Annotated in this window: 19 protein-coding genes and 1 pseudogene; 9 read left to right on the top strand and 11 right to left on the bottom strand. The window is 62.9% G+C overall.

Annotated elements, in window-relative coordinates; genetic code table 11:
• Positions 1 to 14 precede the first annotated feature (14 nt).
• Positions 15 to 1,565 (top strand): carboxylesterase/lipase family protein, encoded by a 1,551-nt coding sequence (locus IVA93_RS21525; RefSeq protein ID WP_247368805.1) that lies wholly within the window; start codon positions 15 to 17, stop codon positions 1,563 to 1,565.
• A gap of 7 nt (positions 1,566 to 1,572) precedes the next feature.
• Here IVA93_RS21525 and IVA93_RS21530 read toward each other — a convergent pair whose 3' ends face one another.
• A complete protein-coding gene (locus IVA93_RS21530) occupies positions 1,573 to 2,829 on the bottom strand; it encodes a serine hydrolase domain-containing protein (protein WP_094183363.1) in 1,257 nt (418 codons plus the stop codon).
• Positions 2,830 to 3,066: 237 nt separating this feature from the next.
• Between IVA93_RS21530 and IVA93_RS21535 the strand changes: the two genes are divergently transcribed.
• Complete coding sequence (locus IVA93_RS21535) at positions 3,067 to 3,417, top strand: EutQ-related cupin domain-containing protein (RefSeq protein WP_247338078.1); 351 nt, start codon at positions 3,067 to 3,069, stop codon at positions 3,415 to 3,417.
• Between the two features lie 89 nt (positions 3,418 to 3,506).
• Here IVA93_RS21535 and IVA93_RS21540 read toward each other — a convergent pair whose 3' ends face one another.
• Both IVA93_RS21540 and IVA93_RS21545 read right to left on the bottom strand, forming a co-directional pair.
• Positions 3,507 to 4,265 (bottom strand): SDR family oxidoreductase, encoded by a 759-nt coding sequence (locus IVA93_RS21540; protein ID WP_085395942.1) that lies wholly within the window; start codon positions 4,263 to 4,265, stop codon positions 3,507 to 3,509.
• 167 nt (positions 4,266 to 4,432) lie between these two features.
• Positions 4,433 to 5,314 carry an AraC family transcriptional regulator gene (locus IVA93_RS21545; RefSeq protein ID WP_247368812.1) on the bottom strand — a complete coding sequence of 294 codons (882 nt, stop codon included), beginning with the start codon at positions 5,312 to 5,314 and terminating at the stop codon, positions 4,433 to 4,435.
• A gap of 363 nt (positions 5,315 to 5,677) precedes the next feature.
• Between IVA93_RS21545 and IVA93_RS21550 the strand changes: the two genes are divergently transcribed.
• On the top strand, positions 5,678 to 6,025 hold the full coding sequence (locus IVA93_RS21550; RefSeq protein ID WP_085352869.1) for a hypothetical protein: 348 nt from the start codon (positions 5,678 to 5,680) through the stop codon (positions 6,023 to 6,025).
• A gap of 91 nt (positions 6,026 to 6,116) precedes the next feature.
• Here IVA93_RS21550 and IVA93_RS21555 read toward each other — a convergent pair whose 3' ends face one another.
• The 4 genes and pseudogenes from IVA93_RS21555 to IVA93_RS21570 form a co-directional block, all read right to left on the bottom strand.
• Entirely contained in the window at positions 6,117 to 6,683 is a 567-nt protein-coding gene (locus tag IVA93_RS21555; RefSeq protein WP_085352868.1) for a suppressor of fused domain protein, read from the bottom strand.
• A 259-nt stretch (positions 6,684 to 6,942) separates the two neighbouring features.
• A complete protein-coding gene (locus IVA93_RS21560; protein ID WP_204510960.1) occupies positions 6,943 to 7,347 on the bottom strand; it encodes a nuclear transport factor 2 family protein in 405 nt (134 codons plus the stop codon).
• A 1-nt stretch (position 7,348) separates the two neighbouring features.
• Positions 7,349 to 8,246, bottom strand: a pseudogene (locus IVA93_RS21565) (MBL fold metallo-hydrolase).
• Between the two features lie 72 nt (positions 8,247 to 8,318).
• A complete protein-coding gene (locus IVA93_RS21570; RefSeq protein ID WP_085353049.1) occupies positions 8,319 to 8,963 on the bottom strand; it encodes a DsbA family protein in 645 nt (214 codons plus the stop codon).
• 111 nt (positions 8,964 to 9,074) lie between these two features.
• Between IVA93_RS21570 and IVA93_RS21575 the strand changes: the two genes are divergently transcribed.
• The gene (locus tag IVA93_RS21575) at positions 9,075 to 9,974 is read left to right on the top strand and encodes a LysR family transcriptional regulator (RefSeq protein WP_085352866.1); all 900 of its coding nucleotides are present in this window, start codon (positions 9,075 to 9,077) and stop codon (positions 9,972 to 9,974) included.
• Positions 9,975 to 9,989: 15 nt separating this feature from the next.
• Here the strand turns inward: IVA93_RS21575 and IVA93_RS21580 are convergent, their stop codons facing one another.
• Both IVA93_RS21580 and IVA93_RS21585 read right to left on the bottom strand, forming a co-directional pair.
• Entirely contained in the window at positions 9,990 to 10,889 is a 900-nt protein-coding gene (locus IVA93_RS21580) for an HNH endonuclease (RefSeq protein ID WP_247789222.1), read from the bottom strand.
• A gap of 149 nt (positions 10,890 to 11,038) precedes the next feature.
• Positions 11,039 to 11,935: a LysR family transcriptional regulator gene (locus IVA93_RS21585; protein ID WP_018459184.1), complete on the bottom strand. Its 897-nt coding sequence runs from the start codon at positions 11,933 to 11,935 to the stop codon at positions 11,039 to 11,041.
• A 265-nt stretch (positions 11,936 to 12,200) separates the two neighbouring features.
• Between IVA93_RS21585 and IVA93_RS21590 the strand changes: the two genes are divergently transcribed.
• The 5 genes from IVA93_RS21590 (at position 12,201) to IVA93_RS21610 (ending at position 15,509) form a co-directional block, all read left to right on the top strand.
• Complete coding sequence (locus IVA93_RS21590) at positions 12,201 to 12,935, top strand: SDR family NAD(P)-dependent oxidoreductase (protein ID WP_085352864.1); 735 nt, start codon at positions 12,201 to 12,203, stop codon at positions 12,933 to 12,935.
• 49 nt (positions 12,936 to 12,984) lie between these two features.
• Positions 12,985 to 13,737 (top strand): SDR family NAD(P)-dependent oxidoreductase, encoded by a 753-nt coding sequence (locus IVA93_RS21595; protein ID WP_247403147.1) that lies wholly within the window; start codon positions 12,985 to 12,987, stop codon positions 13,735 to 13,737.
• Positions 13,738 to 13,769: 32 nt separating this feature from the next.
• Entirely contained in the window at positions 13,770 to 14,369 is a 600-nt protein-coding gene (locus IVA93_RS21600) for an NADPH-dependent F420 reductase (RefSeq protein ID WP_085352862.1), read from the top strand.
• Between the two features lie 85 nt (positions 14,370 to 14,454).
• Complete coding sequence (locus IVA93_RS21605; RefSeq protein WP_085352861.1) at positions 14,455 to 14,865, top strand: nuclear transport factor 2 family protein; 411 nt, start codon at positions 14,455 to 14,457, stop codon at positions 14,863 to 14,865.
• Positions 14,866 to 14,876: 11 nt separating this feature from the next.
• Positions 14,877 to 15,509, top strand: coding sequence for a class I SAM-dependent methyltransferase (locus tag IVA93_RS21610; RefSeq protein ID WP_085352860.1), 633 nt, complete (start codon positions 14,877 to 14,879; stop codon positions 15,507 to 15,509).
• A 140-nt stretch (positions 15,510 to 15,649) separates the two neighbouring features.
• Here IVA93_RS21610 and IVA93_RS21615 read toward each other — a convergent pair whose 3' ends face one another.
• Together IVA93_RS21615 and IVA93_RS21620 are read right to left on the bottom strand one after the other, a co-directional pair.
• Positions 15,650 to 16,039, bottom strand: coding sequence for a hypothetical protein (locus IVA93_RS21615; RefSeq protein ID WP_018459189.1), 390 nt, complete (start codon positions 16,037 to 16,039; stop codon positions 15,650 to 15,652).
• Positions 16,040 to 17,012: 973 nt separating this feature from the next.
• The gene (locus IVA93_RS21620; RefSeq protein ID WP_247367753.1) at positions 17,013 to 17,285 is read right to left on the bottom strand and encodes a hypothetical protein; all 273 of its coding nucleotides are present in this window, start codon (positions 17,283 to 17,285) and stop codon (positions 17,013 to 17,015) included.
• Between the last annotated feature and the right edge of the window lie 97 nt (positions 17,286 to 17,382).

Raw genomic sequence — 17,382 nt, forward strand, 5'->3', positions numbered from 1 at the left:
CGAAAGAAACGGCCATGCATGGTTTCACGAGTACGACAGCAGCCGGGCTGCAACGCGTGGTCCGCACGCAAGCGGGGGCCGTGCGTGGCGGCCCGCGCGATGCAAGCGGCGTGATCGCGTTCAAAGGCATTCCCTACGCAGCACCGCCGGTCGGGCCTCTGCGTTGGTGCGCTCCGCAGCCCCCGGAGTCCTGGGATGGCGTGCGCGATGCGCTTGTGTTCGGCGCGGGGTGTCTATCGGCGCTCGAAAACGACCCGCGGCCGGGACCGCGCGACGAGGATTGCCTCTATCTCAACATCTGGACCGCGGCGAAGCACGCGGATGAGAAGCGGCCCGTGATGGTGTGGATTCACGGCGGCGGCTTTCAGTTCGGCTCCTCGGCGAATCCCGCAACCGATGGCAACGCGCTAGCAGCGAAAGGTGTCGTCGTCGTCAGCTTCAACTACCGCCTCGGCATCTTAGGCTTCTTCGCCCACCCCGATCTCGACGCGGAGGCGCCTTCAGGCAATTACGGCCTGCAGGATCAACTGGCGGCGCTGCGCTGGGTCAAGGCCAACATCGCCGGCTTCGGAGGCGACCCCGAGAACGTCACCGTGTTCGGCGAATCCGCCGGCGCCATGGCCGTCGGAATCCTGATCGCCTCGCCGCTCGCGCACGGACTGTTTCACAAGGCCATAGGACAGAGCGGCGCGTTCTGGGATGGCAAACACGGCCCGCTTCAGGGCTTTGAAGAAGCCCGCGCGCGTGGTCTCGCTTTTGCCCGGCAGCAGGACAACGCGTCGATCGCAGCTTTGCGCAGCATGCCGGCCGATTCGTTGAATGCAGCCGCGCCGTGGAGTTTCAGGACCAGCCCGGTCGTGACGGCCTTCTCGCCGAGTATCGATGGTCTTGTCGTTCCTGATGTGCCCGCGCGGCGCTTCCGGCGCGGCGAACAGATGTACATCCCGCTGCTGGCGGGCTGGAATGCGGCCGAGGAATTTCCTTTCCGTTCGCAGTCACTCCCCGACGAATCAGCGCAAGCCTTTCTCGCCGCGGCCGAGGCGATGTTCGGCAAGGAGCGCATGGCCGATTTCCTGAAGGTCTATCCCGCGGCGACCGATGCGGAGGCCAGGACTTCTGCGGCGGCGCTCACGGGCGACATCGTGGTCGGCGAGCAATGCTGGCAGTGGCTGCGATTGCATTGGCGCGGGGGACGCGCGCCAGTCTACGGCTATCACTTCAGCTATACCTCGCACTACACGCCGATCGCCTCGCACGTCACTGAAATTCCGTTCGTGTTCGGCACACTGACACCGCAACAGGTGATCGGCAGCTCAGCACCGCCGGCCGAACAGGACCGCGCTCTGGCGCGGATCATGATGAGCTATTGGGTGAATTTCGCTGCGCACGGGGACCCGAACGGATCGGGTCTGCCACCCTGGCCCGCCTATGACGAGACGGACGTTGTGCAGATCCTGGGCACGCCGATCGAAGCCCGCCCCAATCCGCAAGCCGCCCGCTTCCGCTTCCTCGCCAGTTTCAGGCAGGACGGCATTTTGCCGATGCGCTGGCGGGAGCTGCCGTAGGCGGACCTCACTCGCCCGCCATCAGCTCCTTCGCCAGCGCCATGTAGGCCGGCAGCGTCACGGGGTCGTTGGCGGCGTTGCCCGCTGCGGGGTGCGAGGCGTAGCGCGCGATCACCATCTCGGCCTTGGGATCGATATAGATGCCCTGGCCGTGAACGCCACGCGCCATATATGCGCCGTGGGCATTGTGCGTGACCCACCATTGATTGCGATAGGAGGCGCCGGGTAGCGTGGTGTAACCGGCGGGCTTGAATTTCTCGGGATCGCCACCGCGCGCGATGTCCTCGACGACAGATGAAGGCACGATCTGCCGGCCGTTGGAGCGGCCGTGATTGCGCATGGTCTCGCCGAATCGGGCGAGATCGCGCAAGCAGGTCGACAGGCCGCCGCCGCCGCTTTCGGTGCCGATGCGATCGACGTGGTAATGCGCGTCTTCCTCCGCGCCCATCGGCTGCCAGATGCGCTCGGAGAGCAGATCGGACAACGTCATGCCGCTGACGCGCCGGATGATCCAGGCCAGCACGTCTGTGTTGACGGTCTTGTAGGCAAAGACCTTGCCGTGCTCGCCCTGCTTCTTTTGCCCGACCAGGAAATCGAAGATGGTGGTCGCACCGTCATAGTCGGGTGGAATCGGCGCCATGCCGTTGGCGCGCCGCAGTCCCCACACATGCGAGTTCTTGTCGGTGTAGACTTCGGTGTATTCGAGCCCGGTGGTCATATCCATGACCTCGTGCACGCGCGCGTCGCCGAACGCGCTCGCCTTCAGCTCCGGCACATAGTCCGTGACGGGCGCCTGCGGATCGATCTTGCCCTCGGCGACCAGAATGCCGGCGAGCACGCCGGTGAACGACTTCGTCACCGACATCGCGATATGCGGCTTGTGCGGCTTCAACGCACCGAAATAGCGCTCATAGATCAGCTTGCCCCGATGCAGCACGGCGATGCCGTCGGTGTAGGTTTCCTCGAGCATCTTCGCGAACGTCATGGGCCGCCTGTCCATGGTGGTCGAGGCCGACGCATCGATGTCGTGGCCTTCCCGCGGCAACACCGATGCAGGCCCCGCGCCGCGCCAGACATTCACGGTCGGCACCAGCTGGCGGATGTTGCTCCATGCCCAGCGTAGCTCGGGGAAGCTGCGGAACGAACCATCCTGGAAGCTGATGGTGCGGTCCGGAGACGGCGGGAAGCCTTTCATCCAGCCGAGTGTTTCGGGATCAGTTTCGGCGGCGGTTGCGGGCGACTGACTCGGCGCGGTGGCAGACATGAACATTGGCTCCGGAAGCGAACGACGGGGGTTTCGTATCATGGAGATGCGTGGCGAACATCCAGTGTTTGCGCCGAGGCGACCGTCGCCGTGGGCTGGGCACCAATCGTCTCCTGCGCGCCAGCCATCGTCGCGCAATCTGCGTCAAACGGTCCCGCAAGGCGCGCTGAACAAAACACTTGCCTGAGGCTTCTATCGTCCTCAACCCGCCCACTTTGAAAAGACGGAAGACATCTCATGCAAGTTCGCAAGTTTGCCATCTCGGACGCAACGCTCGAGCGTTCGCCCGGCCAGGATGGCGACATATTCGTCGGCAACGTGATCGACCAGCGTCACGGCGCGCCGATCACCATCGGCTACGGCCGCTACGCGCCGAACCAGATCCTCGACGAGACAATCGCTGTCGACGACGTCATGATCGTGCTCGAAGGGAAGCTCTCGGTGTCGAGCAACGCCGGCACCATGACCGCCGGTCCGGGCGAGACCGTCCACATGCCCAAGGGCACGCAGGTCACCATTCGCTCGCATGAGCAAGGCGCCGTCACCGCCTATGTCACCTATCCGCACTGGCAGGAGGCGCACGGGTGAAGCAGGCCTTCGCGCACTGCGCGCCCCGCTATCAATTGGCTCGATCGACGGCGCAGAGCCCCGTCGATCGGGCCCGAGCGGATTCGTGGTCAGGTCAGGCGGACCGACATGCCGCCGTCAACCGTCATGGGGCTGCCCGTCATGAACGATGCCCGGTCGCTCAGGAGAAAAACCGCCGCCTGCGCGATCTCCTTGGGACTGGCCATCCGCTTCATCGGGTGGAGCCCGGCGATGAAATTCAGGGCGTCGGGATTTCCCTCGCCCGCCGCCGGGGTGATGGTCCCTCCAGGCAGAAGCGCGTTGACGCGAATGCCTTCGGCCGCATGCTCGGCGCCCAGCGATTGAGCCAGGCCGATCAGTCCTGCCTTTGAGGCTGCGTACGCCGCCATTCCCGGCAGGCCCCCGTTGCTGAAGCCAACGAAGGACGAGGTGAAAACGATCGAACCGCCGCCCTGCTTGCGCAGTGCCGGGATCTGCGCCTTCGCGCTGAGGAACGCCGAGGTGAGATTCACCGCAAGCACATCGGTCCAGTTTTCGACGCTCATCTCGGGGACTGGCGTCATCTCGCCGACAATGCCGGCATTGTTGAAAGCGCCGTCGAGCTTTCCGAAAGTCTTGACGGCGTGCTCGACAAGGCGGGCTGCATAGCCGGTGTCCCGAACATCCCCGGCGAGAAACGTCGCGCGCCCTCCGGCGCTCTTGATGCTTGCAACAACGGCCTGCAGCTCGGGGCCGCGACGCGCCCCGAGCACCACATCGGCGCCTTCGGACGCGAACAACGATGCTGCGGCAGCACCGATACCGCTGCTGGCGCCGGTTACGATGATCGTCTTGTTTGCCAGTTCCACCGCGAGACTCTCCTGATGTCAAAAAGGAGCCGAACAAGACATCAGGCACCGGCGAGCTGCCACCCGTTTCCCGAGTTGAACGCGGGATCACATCGTGGCGGTATTGATCCGCGAATGGCGGCCTGCCGGTCTCCGCGATCGGAGTGACAGGCCCCCGTCAGCAGACGCTACTTCAGCGGCAAGAAAACGTCCGCGACCGTCTCGTGCTCCGGCACCTCCGGGAACAGGCTCAGCCGCTGGCAATAGATCGGGAAGTCGCGCGCTTCTTCGCCGCTGGCGGGAAGCCAGTCGCGATAAAGGAAGAGCGCGGCCGGCTCGAGATTGTCGGTGTAGCCGACGACGCGCAGCACCGCGCAGCGTCCGCCGGGGATCTCGCTGGCCTTGATTTCTTCGCCGTTCGCCACGATCGCTTGTGCGGTCCCGACGCAAAGGTCCACGCTGTAATCGGCGGGTGATGCAAGCCGCCGCTCGGAACGCCAGACATTGAAGGTCGGACTTGTGCTGGGGTGCAGGTGAGCCGCCTTGCGCCACGCGATGAAGCGCTGGATTGTGGCGGGAAGCGTCGCCGGGTCGCCGCGATGCTCCATGATCGCCACCGGTGTCGGGGGCACATCGCGGATCGTCACGTCGTCAGTGGTAAGGGTCTTCTGCATGAGCTTGCTCCTCGCATTGTGGAGAGGCCCTAAGGCCGCAAGCCACGGCTCCCAGTCGGGAGACTTCCGGAACGACGACGGAGATTGCCCGAACCGTTGCCGAAAGGCGCGGGCGAAGGCATCCGGTGCGTCGTAACCGGCATCCATCGCAACATCCGTGACATCAAGGGCGTCCATATAGGCCAGCTGGTGCGAAGCGCGCTTCATGCGGGCCAGCTGGACATAGCGATGCACAGATAATCCGAAGGTTGCCGAGAACTGCCGGTGGAAATGAAATTTCGAGAAGGCGGCAACAGCGCTTAAGCCGTCCAGGTCCAGATCTCCGTCGAGATGCCGGTCGATATGGTCCAGCACCCGTCGCATGCGGTCCTGATAGTTTTGCAGCGCCGCCTTCATCGTCCCTCCTCCGTGGCGGCGCCATCTAGTCGCTGACGGCCATGACACGCTCGACCGATCTTGCGGTTTGGCACGGATCGCTAGCCCGGATGGAGCTACGTCCGGCAACTGGTTTCCTCAGGGAAGACCACACCGATTGCAAGCACCTTCCTCTACGCGTTAGACTGTCGGCCCCCCTTCACCCACAAAGTGGGCGTTCCCCTTCAAGATGTCAGTACGGATGAACTGCCTTCCTCTGCACGAACTGGCGCCCGACTTCGAACGCTTCATCCGCGATCTCGAGGACTTCAATCGTGGCTGATGCGGTCACCGGCCATCGGGCTGCGGCTTCAGGGAAATCTCATTCGCAAACGGAATCCAAGCATGACTGCAACTCTATCCATCGTCGTCCTGGCTGCCGAGCTCCTCATCAGCGCGTTGGGCGCGTTCGTATCAATTGCCGCGCTTGGCTTCGCGGGAGAGGTCACGCGATCCAGGGATTTGACCGCCTTTGGCTGGGTTTTGGGGGCGCTCTACTTCGTTGTCACCTTTACACCCCTCGTCGCAACCGCATGGGTGGCACACAGAAGGTTTGTTTCAGACAAAGCGTTCCCGGTGCTCGAAGTCATTTCGTCGCCGTACCTGGTCCCGGTGGTGCTGTGGGTTGGCGCAGCGATTTTCTGCATTGGGCTGTTGGCATTTCAAAACGGTGCGGGGCTGGCGCCGCGGTAGGGAGACGCGAAGCGATACCCATCGGGCCGAATGCCATCAGCATCCTCCAGGCGAAGCGCAGGCGTCCACGAAGATAGCGGCGGTCAGGGTATCAAAGAGCGCTGGGACGATCGATGTCAAACACGTCGATCTGTCGGTCCTGGAGCAGATCCTCCAGCGCTTCGGGCCCGTTCGCCAGCGCGTAGTCCCGCTCGGCGTCGGAAATAGGCAGTACCTGCAGCCAGGCGACGGACTTGGCCGAGAAGGACTGTGTTTCCAGGTCCCACACGAACGGAGAGATGAGCATGGCGTGCTTCATCTCGCGCCCTTCGCCATACAGTTCCAGGGCTCGCGGAATGACGACGCCGGGCAAGGGTGTGATCTCGCCCTTCTTGATGCTGAAAGCGCAAGTCGCGATCATGTTGGCGCCCTCGGCCGTCGCCAGAGCCAGCAGAATCTCGACGCCCAGGGCCTTGCCGCCAGACGTCAGGCCGGTTTTTGCGTCAGAGAGCGCGAGGCTGGCATAAGTGGAAACGCCTCCTGCCGGCACGTCCTTGATGATCATGATGTCGACGTCACTGACGTGGGCGTCATCCCAATATTTCGTAACCGTCGGTGAACCCTGCGTAACATCTCTCAGATAGCGGGCGAGAGATTTGTTGTCTTCCGAAACCGCCATGGCTCCTCACGTCAAAAATCCAAGGTCGTCGGCAGTCATATCTTCAACACCATGACTGCGAGCATACGATCGCCGCTCTGGCCTGTCGTGGGACCTCGGTATAGACGGGGCCGGCGGTCATATCCATGACCACGTTCTGGCGCGCGGTGGACTTCCTCGGCCAGGCACAATTCCATCAAGATCTAGCAGACGCCGGAACGAAAAAGGGGAGCCCGCATGTCGCGGGCTCCCCCTCCTGCATTCCGACGTGATGCGGCTGTTACCGGCCGGCAGGCTCCAATGCCTTTTGCACCATCGCGGTGTCGACATATTGGGTCATGCTGGCGATCTTGCCGTCCTTCACCAGATAGAGATGCGCGAAATTGGCGCGCATGGACTTGCCCGTCGCCTTGTAGGTCCCGGAGTAGACGCCGAAGGCGGCGACGCGGTCGCCGTCTTCGAGATAGGTGTGAACATCGGCGCGGTAGCCGGTCCATTCGATGGCGAGACGCCGGAACACGCCTGATATGATCGCCTCGGCCCCGACATAGGTGCCCGCGTATGGAAACCCTTCCGCTTCGGTCCATGCGGCATCGGGAGCGAGAGCGGCCAGCAAGTTGCGGCCGTTCTCTTCCGACGATGATCCCTCATAGGTGGCGCGGATCAGGTCGAGGTTCGCCCCCATCTCAACCCCACTTCATCTCGCCGGTGGCGACCTTGGCGCCGATGTCGAGCGCAACGCCCATGCCGAGGCCGGGGAAGCGCGCTTCCATCGCCGCCTTGAGCGCCGCCGAATCCTTGGTTTTGGCCAACTCTTCGTCGAACGCCTTGAGGTAGGCGATGGTGTGCTCGACACCGGACAGGTCGGTCTTCGCATCCGCCGACAAATGGCCGGGCACGACGATCGCCGGCTTGCGCGCCGCGATCTTTTCGAGATTGGCGATCCAGGCGGCGCGCTGCTCCCTTGGTCGGCGTGTCGGCGGTCCAGACATGGACGCCGGAGAAGATCAGCACGCCGCCGAACACCGCGTTGAGCGAGGGTACGAACAGATAGCGCCGGTTGGCCAGGCCGTCGGCGCTGACGATCTCGATGGTCTCGCCGTCGACGCTGAGCGTCTTGCCGTCGAACGCTTCGGGGATGACCACATCGGCCAGCACCTGCGGGCCGTTCGCCTTGAGTTGCGGCCCCCAGACGGCAAGCTTCTTTTCGACGCTGGCGTGAATGGCCGCCAATGTCGCTGGCGACGCGAGCACGCGGGCCTCGGGGAAGACAGCCTTGATCGCGCCGAGGCTGAAATAATAATCCGGGTCCGACTGGCTGATATAGATGGTGGTGAGCTTCTTGCCGGTGGCCTTGATGGCGTCGGCGACCGCCTTGCCATCGGACAGCGTGAAGCCGCCATCGATCAGCACGGCTTCGCTTGGCCCGGACACCAGAACGGGCGCCCGGAAGAAGCCGTTCTGTCCGGCCGGAAAATGCTTCCAGGCGAGCCCGCCCGCGGCATGGCCGAGGCCTGCGGGTGCGAAGACGGCGGCGGCGCCCGCGGCGAGAGTGGTTTTCATGATGGTTCTCCTTGTCGGCATGTTGGTCTCCTGGTGCTTGTCTACGATTGCGAAATGAAAGCTGGATGGTCCGGCCTCTGTTGATCGCTGCGCTCAGGCCGCCTTCAGTCCGTCGACGAGGACGTCCAGGCTGCCGAACAGGGCGCTTGCTTGCACGAGGCGGCGATCATGGCCCGTCCCGACGATCAGGGCCGGGACGCCGTTGGCGCCGAATCGGCGCATCTCGGCACGCGCAGCCTCGAGGCGCGCGCGGTATGCGGTGATCAGTGCGACGTCCGGGCTCGCCAGACGCGCGGCGACCTCCGGCAAATTCATCGCGCGCAGCACATCCGAGAGAACGGCGATGTCCGTGCTGTCGCGTCCCTCGACATAGCGGACGAGCTGCAAGGCTTTCAGTGCCGCGAACTCCCGATCAGGCGCCATGAGCGCAACGGCCGTGAGCGCCAATGTTGCCGGGCCGGAATCGAACAGGCGCGTGCGGTCGCCCAGCACGTCGCGGCGATAGGCTTCGCTGAAGGGCTGGCCGCTCAAGCGCGAGATCCGCTGGTCGTTGCTCCAGGCGTAGGCCGCAAAACCATCGTCCATCGGACGGGCGCCCTCGCCGGCGAACAGGCCTGTCGGCGCGAGTTCGACAGCGAAATCCGTTCGGGCGACGAGCTGTTCGAGCAGCGTTGAGGCGCCGTAGCACCAGCCGCAGAGCGGATCGAACAGGTAGGTGATTTGAATGGGCGCGGACATGGCGATCTCCTTGGACAGCAATGTGGCACGGGCATATTGATAGAAAAATATCAACAAAACATACAGAATGTATGTGATAGGCTGACAGTTGGATAGCACCCGACTGAGCCCATGAACCTGAACCGCCTCGCCTATTTCGCAGCCGTCGTGGACACCGGATCCTTCACCCGGGCCGCCGAGCGGCTCGGCATCACCAAGGCCGTGGTGAGTCAGCAGGTGGCGCAGCTGGAGCGCGATCTCGGCACCAGCCTGCTCGTGCGCACGACGCGCCGGGTTCATCCGACCGAGGCGGGCCGCATGTTTCATTCGCGCTGCGTCATGATCCTGCGCGAAGCGGAGGATGCCTTCGACGAGCTCGCTCAGGCAGCCGCCGCGCCGACCGGCACCTTGCGGATCACGGCGCCCAACGACTACGGCACCGCCGTCGTCATCGCCGTCGTCACGGCCTACGCGGCACGCTATCCCCACTGCCGCGTGGAGTTGACGCTCGAAGATCAGACGGTCGACCTCGCCTCAGGCCACATCGACATGGCGATCCGTGTGGGGTGGCTGGTCGATTCCAGCCTGCAGGCGCGCAAGATCGGATCGTTCCGGCAATGTCTGGTCGGCGCTCCCGCATTCGCGGATCGGATCGCCGCCGCGCGCGATCCCGACGAATTGGTGACGCTACCGTTCATCGCCAACATGGCGCTGCGCGAGCCGTTGCTGTGGCAGTTCTCGCGCGGTGATCTCGATCGATGCGCCGTGCGCCTGCAGGCGAGCATCGCCATCGACACGACGCCGGGGGTGCTCGCAGCGGTGCTCGCCGGCGGCGGCCTTTCGGTGCTGCCGGATTTCCTGGTGGCCGACGATCTCGCGGCGGGCCGCCTCATCCACATCCTGCCGCAATGGCAACTGCCATCCGGCGGCATCCACACGGTCTACCCCGCAGCCCGCTTCCGCCCGCCGAAGGTGACCGCGTTTGTGGAGATGCTGATTGCGGCTCAGCGGCGGGCGGGTACGAACGCATGAGCCGTATGGTTTTGCTTATTGCTTGAAACAATGCTCGCGGTGCCACTTTAAGAAGTGCGGATGTGGCCGATCTGACGCACGACGCGGCGCAAGAGCGCGCTCCGTCTTGTTGATGATCGATTGCACTCCCTCCAGATCGTTTGTCTGGCGCGAGATCAATATCTCCAGATCGTCCGCGAAGCTGATGAGACCACGATCAAACATCCAATGTGCGGTGCCCGAAAGAGCAACGCCATTGCTGATGATGTCCGGCCCGTTTGCCTCGACGGAGCGTATGTGAGCCGCCGCGACCTCCGCGCGCCCCATTCCATTGATGAGCTTGAGGCCGGTGATGGCGCAACGCTCTTCATAGGCACGCAGCACGATGCGGCGGAAAACTCGATCACGCAGGACTTTCGAGATCGTTACGCTAACACGGTCGCGCTGCTGCTCAACCGCGAATGGCACCTGCGGCTGGTCATTAAGATCGAGCGATGGAAGGTCGCCGCGCCGCGGCAGCAGCGGCGCGTTCTCCGCGAAACCAAGCTCGCATATTCTATTGAAATCGTCGGGAGAGATTGGGCGGACTGCGGACTGAGCGCGTCCTGAAATCCGCCCCTGTTCGTTAAGAACACCGCGCTCTACTGGACCCGTCGGTCCGTTGAATGGGACTGAATTGGCAAAATCGAGATAGCTTCCCGGTTCCATTAAAGCGAGATACATCCCGGAAGTACCGGGATCGGGAAGAACCTGCTGAACCCGAGCAATTGCAAAGTAACCGCGCGTTTCAGCAACCTTGCTCGGTTCGTAATATCCTATCCAATCGCCGATGCAGGCTTCAACGCGATGAAGATATTGACTGGGAAATTGGTACTGCTCAGCGGGGCTGTCGTCGTAGATCGAGTCCAATCGATGGATGAATACCCCAAACCCCATGACCTAAGCGGCGCTGCCTCTCCAGGAAACAACACCCAGCGATGCTGGATCAATAGCAGTCACAACCCTACTCCCACTCGATTGTTTCGGAAGCACGATAACGCCTTGATCTGTCGAGGCCAAGCTTTCCGCCCACGACCCGCCCCGCGTCACTCGCGCGCCACCGACAGCCCCGCCAGCAGCGGCGCGTACGCGGCGAGCCTGCGTGATACGAACTCCGTGAACAGCCGCACGCGCTTGGTCTTGCGCGTCTCTCCCTGCGTGAGGAGCCAGACCGTTCCGTACATGTGCAGGTCGGTCCCCGGCACCCGCACCAGCAGCGGGTCGGCATCGCCGACGAAGCACGGCAGTGTCGTGATCCCCAGCCCTTGCCGGACAGCAGCGATCTGCGCTCCGGCGTCACTGGTCCTGAATGGAACGTCCGTGGTGCGAACCTCGCCCGCGCTGGCCCAATCCGGGATGCCGTGCATGCTGATGACGATCCAGCGGAAGGGATCCGGCGCGCCCGCACGCCACGCGGCCAGTCGATCCCTGGACATGTAGACGGCGCCGAACAGCTCCGGTCCCTTCATGCCATGAAGATTTTGCGGCAGGGTTTTGCGCTCGTAGACGACGCGGATCGCGACGTCGGCCTCACGGTTGGTCAGATTTGCCAGTTCGCCGAACGACAGGACATCCATCTCGATATCGGGATGCAGACGCGCGAAATCGGCGAAATCAGGCATCAGCAAATGTGTCGCCATCGGCGGCGCCAGCGTCACCCGCAGACGCCCGCGCACGCTCTGATCGCGCCCGAACACGCGCGTCTCCAGCTGGTGTGACGAGGCTTCCATCTGGTCGGCGAATTCGAGGACCTCCTCGCCCGCAGCCGTCAGCCGGTAGCCCGAAGGCAGCTTTTCGAACATCTGGACCCCAAGGCGTTCCTCGAGCTGGGCGATGCGTCGCAGCACGGTCGCGTGGTTCACGCCGAGGTGCTCGGCGGCCGCCCGCACCGAGCCTCCCCGCGCGACGGCTAGAAAATAGCGAACATCGTCCCAGTCGATCATGGTGCAATCCCGCACCGCGCGGTGCGCCTTTCAAGCCGTATCTGATGCCTCCTACAGCAGTATGGGCAGTGATCATAGCCGGTTCCGGCCAGCAGGCCCCTTTCTGAGCGACGGACACCGATCGTCGCCGTCGGCGTTAGTCGTCCGGCCGGATCGATTTCGCACCACCGATGTGCGCGCTTCCGCACTCAACGCTTAGGGCCGGCGGACCTATGTCGGGGTCCTCGGGGGCAGATGCTGCCCCGACACCACGACAGGAGACATTATGGGAAAGCTTGACGGCAAGGTTGCAGTCATCACGGGTGGCGCGACCGGCATCGGCCGCGCCGCGGCAAAGCGCTTCATCGAGGATGGCGCTTTCGTCTTCATCTTCGGCCGCCGACAGCAAGCCCTCGACGCTGCTGTCGCCGCCCTCGGGCCCAATGCCCGCGCGGTGAAGGGCTCGGTCTCGGATGAAGCCGACCTCGACCGCCTCTACGCGGCGGTGAAGGCCGAGCGCGGAACCCTCGACATCGTCTTCGCCAATGCCGGCGCGGGAAGTCAGCTTGCGCTCGGCAAGATCACCGCCGCGCACATCGATGAGGCCTTCGACACCAATGTGAAGGGTACGATTTTCACGGTGCAGAAGGCGCTGCCGCTGATGCGCCGGGGCGGTTCGATCATCCTGACGGGATCGAGCGCCGGCACGACGGGCGCCCCGGCCATGAGCGCCTACAGCGCGAGCAAGGCGGCCGTGCGAAACCTCGCGCGGACCTGGGCGGAGGACCTGAAAGGCAGCGGCATCCGGGTCAACGTGCTGTCGCCCGGAGCGACCGCGACCGAACTCGCGAAGGAAGCGCTGGGCGAAGAGGGACAGAAGGTGTTCGCCGCGATGACTCCGCTGCAGCGCATGGCCGATCCGGCGGAGATCGGGGCGGTGGCTGCCTTTCTCGCCTCCTCGGACAGCAGCTTCATGACCGCCAGCGAAGTCGCCGTCGACGGCGGCCTGGCGCAACTCTGATCCCGGCGCGGTCCCGCGCCTGGCCCACACACAATGAAAGATAAACATCATGAAAAAACTAGAAGGCAAGATCGCCGTCATCACCGGCGGCAGCAGCGGCATTGGATTGGCCACGGCCAAGCGCTTCGTGGACGAAGGTGCGCACGTGGTGATCACCGGGCGACGCGAGAAAGAGCTGAAGGAGGCCGCAGCCTTCATCGAGAGAAACGTGACGACGGTCGTGAGCGACGTGTCGCGCCTGGAAGATCTGGACCGGCTCTATGCCGTCGTGAAGGAGAAACATGGCCACATCGACATTCTCTTCGCGAACGCAGGCGCGGGGACAATCGCGCCGCTCGCGCTAGCGACCAAGGCCCATTTCGACCAGACCTTCGATGTGAACGTGAAAGGCCTGTTCTTTACGGTGCAGAAAGCCCTCCCCCTCTTTAAGGACGGCGGTTCGATCATCCTGAACTCTTCGGTGTCGAACGTGAAGGGGTTGCCGGGGTTCAGCGTCTACGCCGCGAGCAAGGCGGCGGTGCGCAGCTTCTCGCGCGCTTGGACGCTGGAGCTGAAGGACCGCAAAATCCGCGTCAATACGATGAGCCCCGGGCCAACGGAGACTCCCGCCCTGGAGACGACGACGGGCTCGACCCGCGAGCAAGCCGAGCAAGCGGCCAGCCAATTTGCTTCACAGGTCCCGATGGGTCGCAGGGGCAAGCCGGAGGAAATCGCGGCTGCCGTCACGTTCCTCGCCTCCGATGAAAGTTCTTACATCACCGGCGTGGATCTCGCCGTCGATGGCGGCATGGCCCAGGTCTGACCGCGCCATCGACACAAATTCGGAGAAACATCATGAGCTACGCAATCATCGGCTTCGGCCCTATCGGCCAAGCCCTGGCCAGCGCGTTTGCCCGCAACGGCATCGAAGTCTCCGTTGCAACCACGCGCGACCCGGAAAGCTTTACATCCGCCGCGGCCGTGATCGGACCCTCGATCATTCCCAAAAAGCTGGCGGACGCCGTCAAGGCGGACATCGTCTTTTTGGCGGTCCGTTTCGAGTCGCACCAGGATGTCGCGAAAGCGCTGCCCACCTGGCAGGGCAAGACGATCGTCGATGTGACCAACGCCTACGGCGTGCCGCCTGAGAGACTGGGGGGACAACCTTCGTCCAAGGCCCTCGCGCAAGCCTTCACCGGCGGTCGACTGGTCAAGGGCTTCAACCATTTGGGTGCTGCCGTCCTTGCCCAGGATCCGGCCCTCCATGGTGGCAGGAGAGTCGTGTTCCTGGCGAGCGACGATCACGACGCCACAGTGGAGATTGGCACGCTTGCGGAAACTCTCGGCTTCGCGCCGATCAAGCTTGGCGGGCTTTCGGAAGGCGGACTGCTCCTGCAGGCGCGTGGAAACAGCTGGGGTCAACTGATCTTCAAGGATCTGGTCAAGTTCGACTGACGAACACGAGGTTCCCACCCTGGGGGATACGACACACGGGATCGGATCGCGCGCGATCCGATCCGAGTGACATGGAGAAATGACTATGAGCACCGACAAGAACATCCAGACCGTGAAGGACTTCTTCGCCGCGATCGGCCGCGGCGACAGCGAGGCTCTGCTGGCGCTGGTCAGCGAGGACATCGAGTGGATCATCCCCGGCGAGGACTGGCCGCTGGCCGGAACGCATCGCGGGCACGACGGGGTGGCGGATTTGCTCGAGACGGCATCCAAGTCGATCGAAACGTCCACCGAACCCCGCGAGTTCGTGGCGCAAGGAGACCGGGTCCTGGTCGTCGGATTCGCAAAGGGAAAGATCAAAGCCACGAACAAGACGTTTAGGGACGACTGGGTCTTCGCCATCGCCGTTCGCAACGGCAAACTGACGAACATCCGGGAGTACGTCGACACGCAGGCACTGGCACGAGCCGCGCGCGTGTCGAATGCCCAAGCCTAAAGGAAATCCAGATGTACGACCAATCCAAGCTGTCCGAGTTGATCCGGTTCGCACGTATCGATGCGGGCGCCACCGTGATCGACGTTTACCCAGGCGACGGCGACTGGACCCGTGTCTTCTCCGAGATCGTGGGACCCGAAGGACGGGTTGACAGCTTCGTGCCGGCCGAAGTCGCGCACTTCAAGAACGATCCGCTCGGCCTTATGCGGAGGCTTGCGAAGGAGCCGGGCCGAGACAACGTCGAAGCCGTGTCAGCGGACCTCGTGGCGATGCCGCAGGTCACGCGACCAGCGGATGTCCTGTGGCTGCACCTGTTCTATCACGACCTCCACACCGCGCTGATCCAGGCCAGGGGCGCGACGGCGGCCGACTTCAATCGCGCCGTCTACGAGCGGCTGAAGCCCGGCGGGTGCTACGTCATCGTCGACCACGCCGCCGCGCTCGGGGCGGGCACGAGCGAGGCCCAATCGCTGCATCGGATTGAGCCTGCATCCGTTCGCAAGGAGGTGGAGGCGGCCGGCTTCGTGCTGGACGCGGAAAGCACCCTGCTCGCGAACAAGGACGATCCGCACACGATCAAGGTGTTCGATCCCGCCATCAAGGGCAAAACCGATCGCTTCGTGTATCGGTTCGTGAAGCCGTGACAGAGATCGTAGGGCGGATTAGCGAAGCGTAATCTGCCATCTTGCGCGCGACTCGGCGAGAGAGGCCGGATTTGCGGCTAATCCGCCCTACGCATCCGCTGCAGGTCAATTTCGGTTCTTGAGCTTTCGATGCAACCGGATCACTTTTTAGTCCTGCCGTCAGATGGCAGCTCCGCCGACCCCCCGATTTTGTTCGAGACCACGTAGATGTCGACGCCGCTCATCGAGCATTCCTCGCTTGATGCTTGGCTTTTCGTGATGACCTCGATCGTCTTGCCATCCTTGGTGTGAAACGTGATGTCGTAAACCTGCTGGTAGAGGTCTTTGCCGATCTTTTCGGATGCGAGACGAACGGCCTTGGTCTGCGCCTCGATCACTGATGGGATATCAATCAGGCCGGCGTTCTTGAGGTGCACGAGGGCCATGTTATTGGGCCAACTCGCGCAGTCCGGAGACTTCGCCAGAGCCACCGCAGCCGGCATGGCAAATATTGCGGCCATCACCACTTTCAACGCGGCGCGCATCAGCATGCCTCGGTCTCTAAAAACTACTCCCACTCAATCATTGCCGACAAACTATCGTGGTTGATTTGCCAGCACAATTTCTCAAGTCTGACGGACAAATGCCGACGGTATACCCGCCGCAATTTTTTGGTCTTGAATTCACAGAAAAATTTGAGACGTTTGCGCTTCCCGAGGTTTCGCCACCGATCGGTGTCAATCGAGTGATCAGCGCACCCGGCGTGGTCCAGACTGCCGTTACCGCCCTGGTTAGGCGTAGGTTCAAATACCGTCAGGGATCAGCAGCGCTGGCCTCAGGTGCCGTCGCCGGCTATAACTTGACCGGAAGCGACCGGTAGGTGTGGACTACCTTCAGGTTTTCGGCTGAGGACTGCGAATCCGAGTTGCAACGTACCTCTAGAAAATTCGCTCAGTGCCGACGATCAGAAGATCTTGGATCTCGATAGGAGGGCCCCTATTCGGAGGAAGGGGTGTCTTGTCAACCTTATTGATTTCACTTCATTTTTCTTGACCTTCGGAAAAATAGCTACGGTGTTTGCAACGGTCGCGTCAGCACTTTTCAACCGTAGTTTTCCCAATGAGCGAGTGTTGCGACCTGCTCGCTTCCAGTCAAACGGTCGCGGAGCGTATCCCACTCCGTTGTCGTTTGCTGACTGACGAGCGCCGTCAAGGACGGCATCCAAGGCCGTTTCACGCCAAACAAGGCTAGCAGGTTGGGTACGGTGCCGCCCTCGCCTGCTTGTCGAATGCGTCGGCCTGATGCCCAGATATCGGGCCGCATCGGCACTGCGTAGACCACGCGGCTGCAAGCGGTTGCCGTTTGCCGAATCGGGCAAAAGCACGCCCTGAGGAATAAATTGCTCTGCTGGCCGGCTGTGGCCGACACACTTATTGAGCTTATTACGGTCGCTCCGCTCCTTCTGTCCGCCACGCACGCGGACGGACGGCCGCTCTAGATCACCTCGGCGAGCTGCGCGAGCTGCTACTGCCATGCGGTCACAACGTTGTTCTTAGTGCCGATCGCTGGCCGGACGATGTTCGCTTGTCTGATATCGAGCCGCGCTTCGTTTGCGGCGGGTGCAGCAATCGAGGTTTTGAAGTCAGACCGGATTTCAGCAGCGGCAAGCCGCTCTAATTTGCGGCCTCGAACGCCGGTTAGAGGAACGAACGCGAAGAGGAGAACTTGGAGGTTTTGCTGGCTATCTCCTCCGAGCTGCTGGAGCGGCCCCGGCCTAATCTGTCCCAGGATCTCCAAGCCGGGGTCGTCTCTTGATAGGTCCCGGGGCGCGTCATCATGAAGACGCCTTGCCTGGCTGACATGGTCCATACGCGGCCTAGTCGCGAGTATCGAG

It is taken from the genome of Bradyrhizobium sp. 155, assembly GCF_023101105.1.
GTDB classification, from domain to species: Bacteria; Pseudomonadota; Alphaproteobacteria; order Rhizobiales; family Xanthobacteraceae; genus Bradyrhizobium; species Bradyrhizobium canariense_D.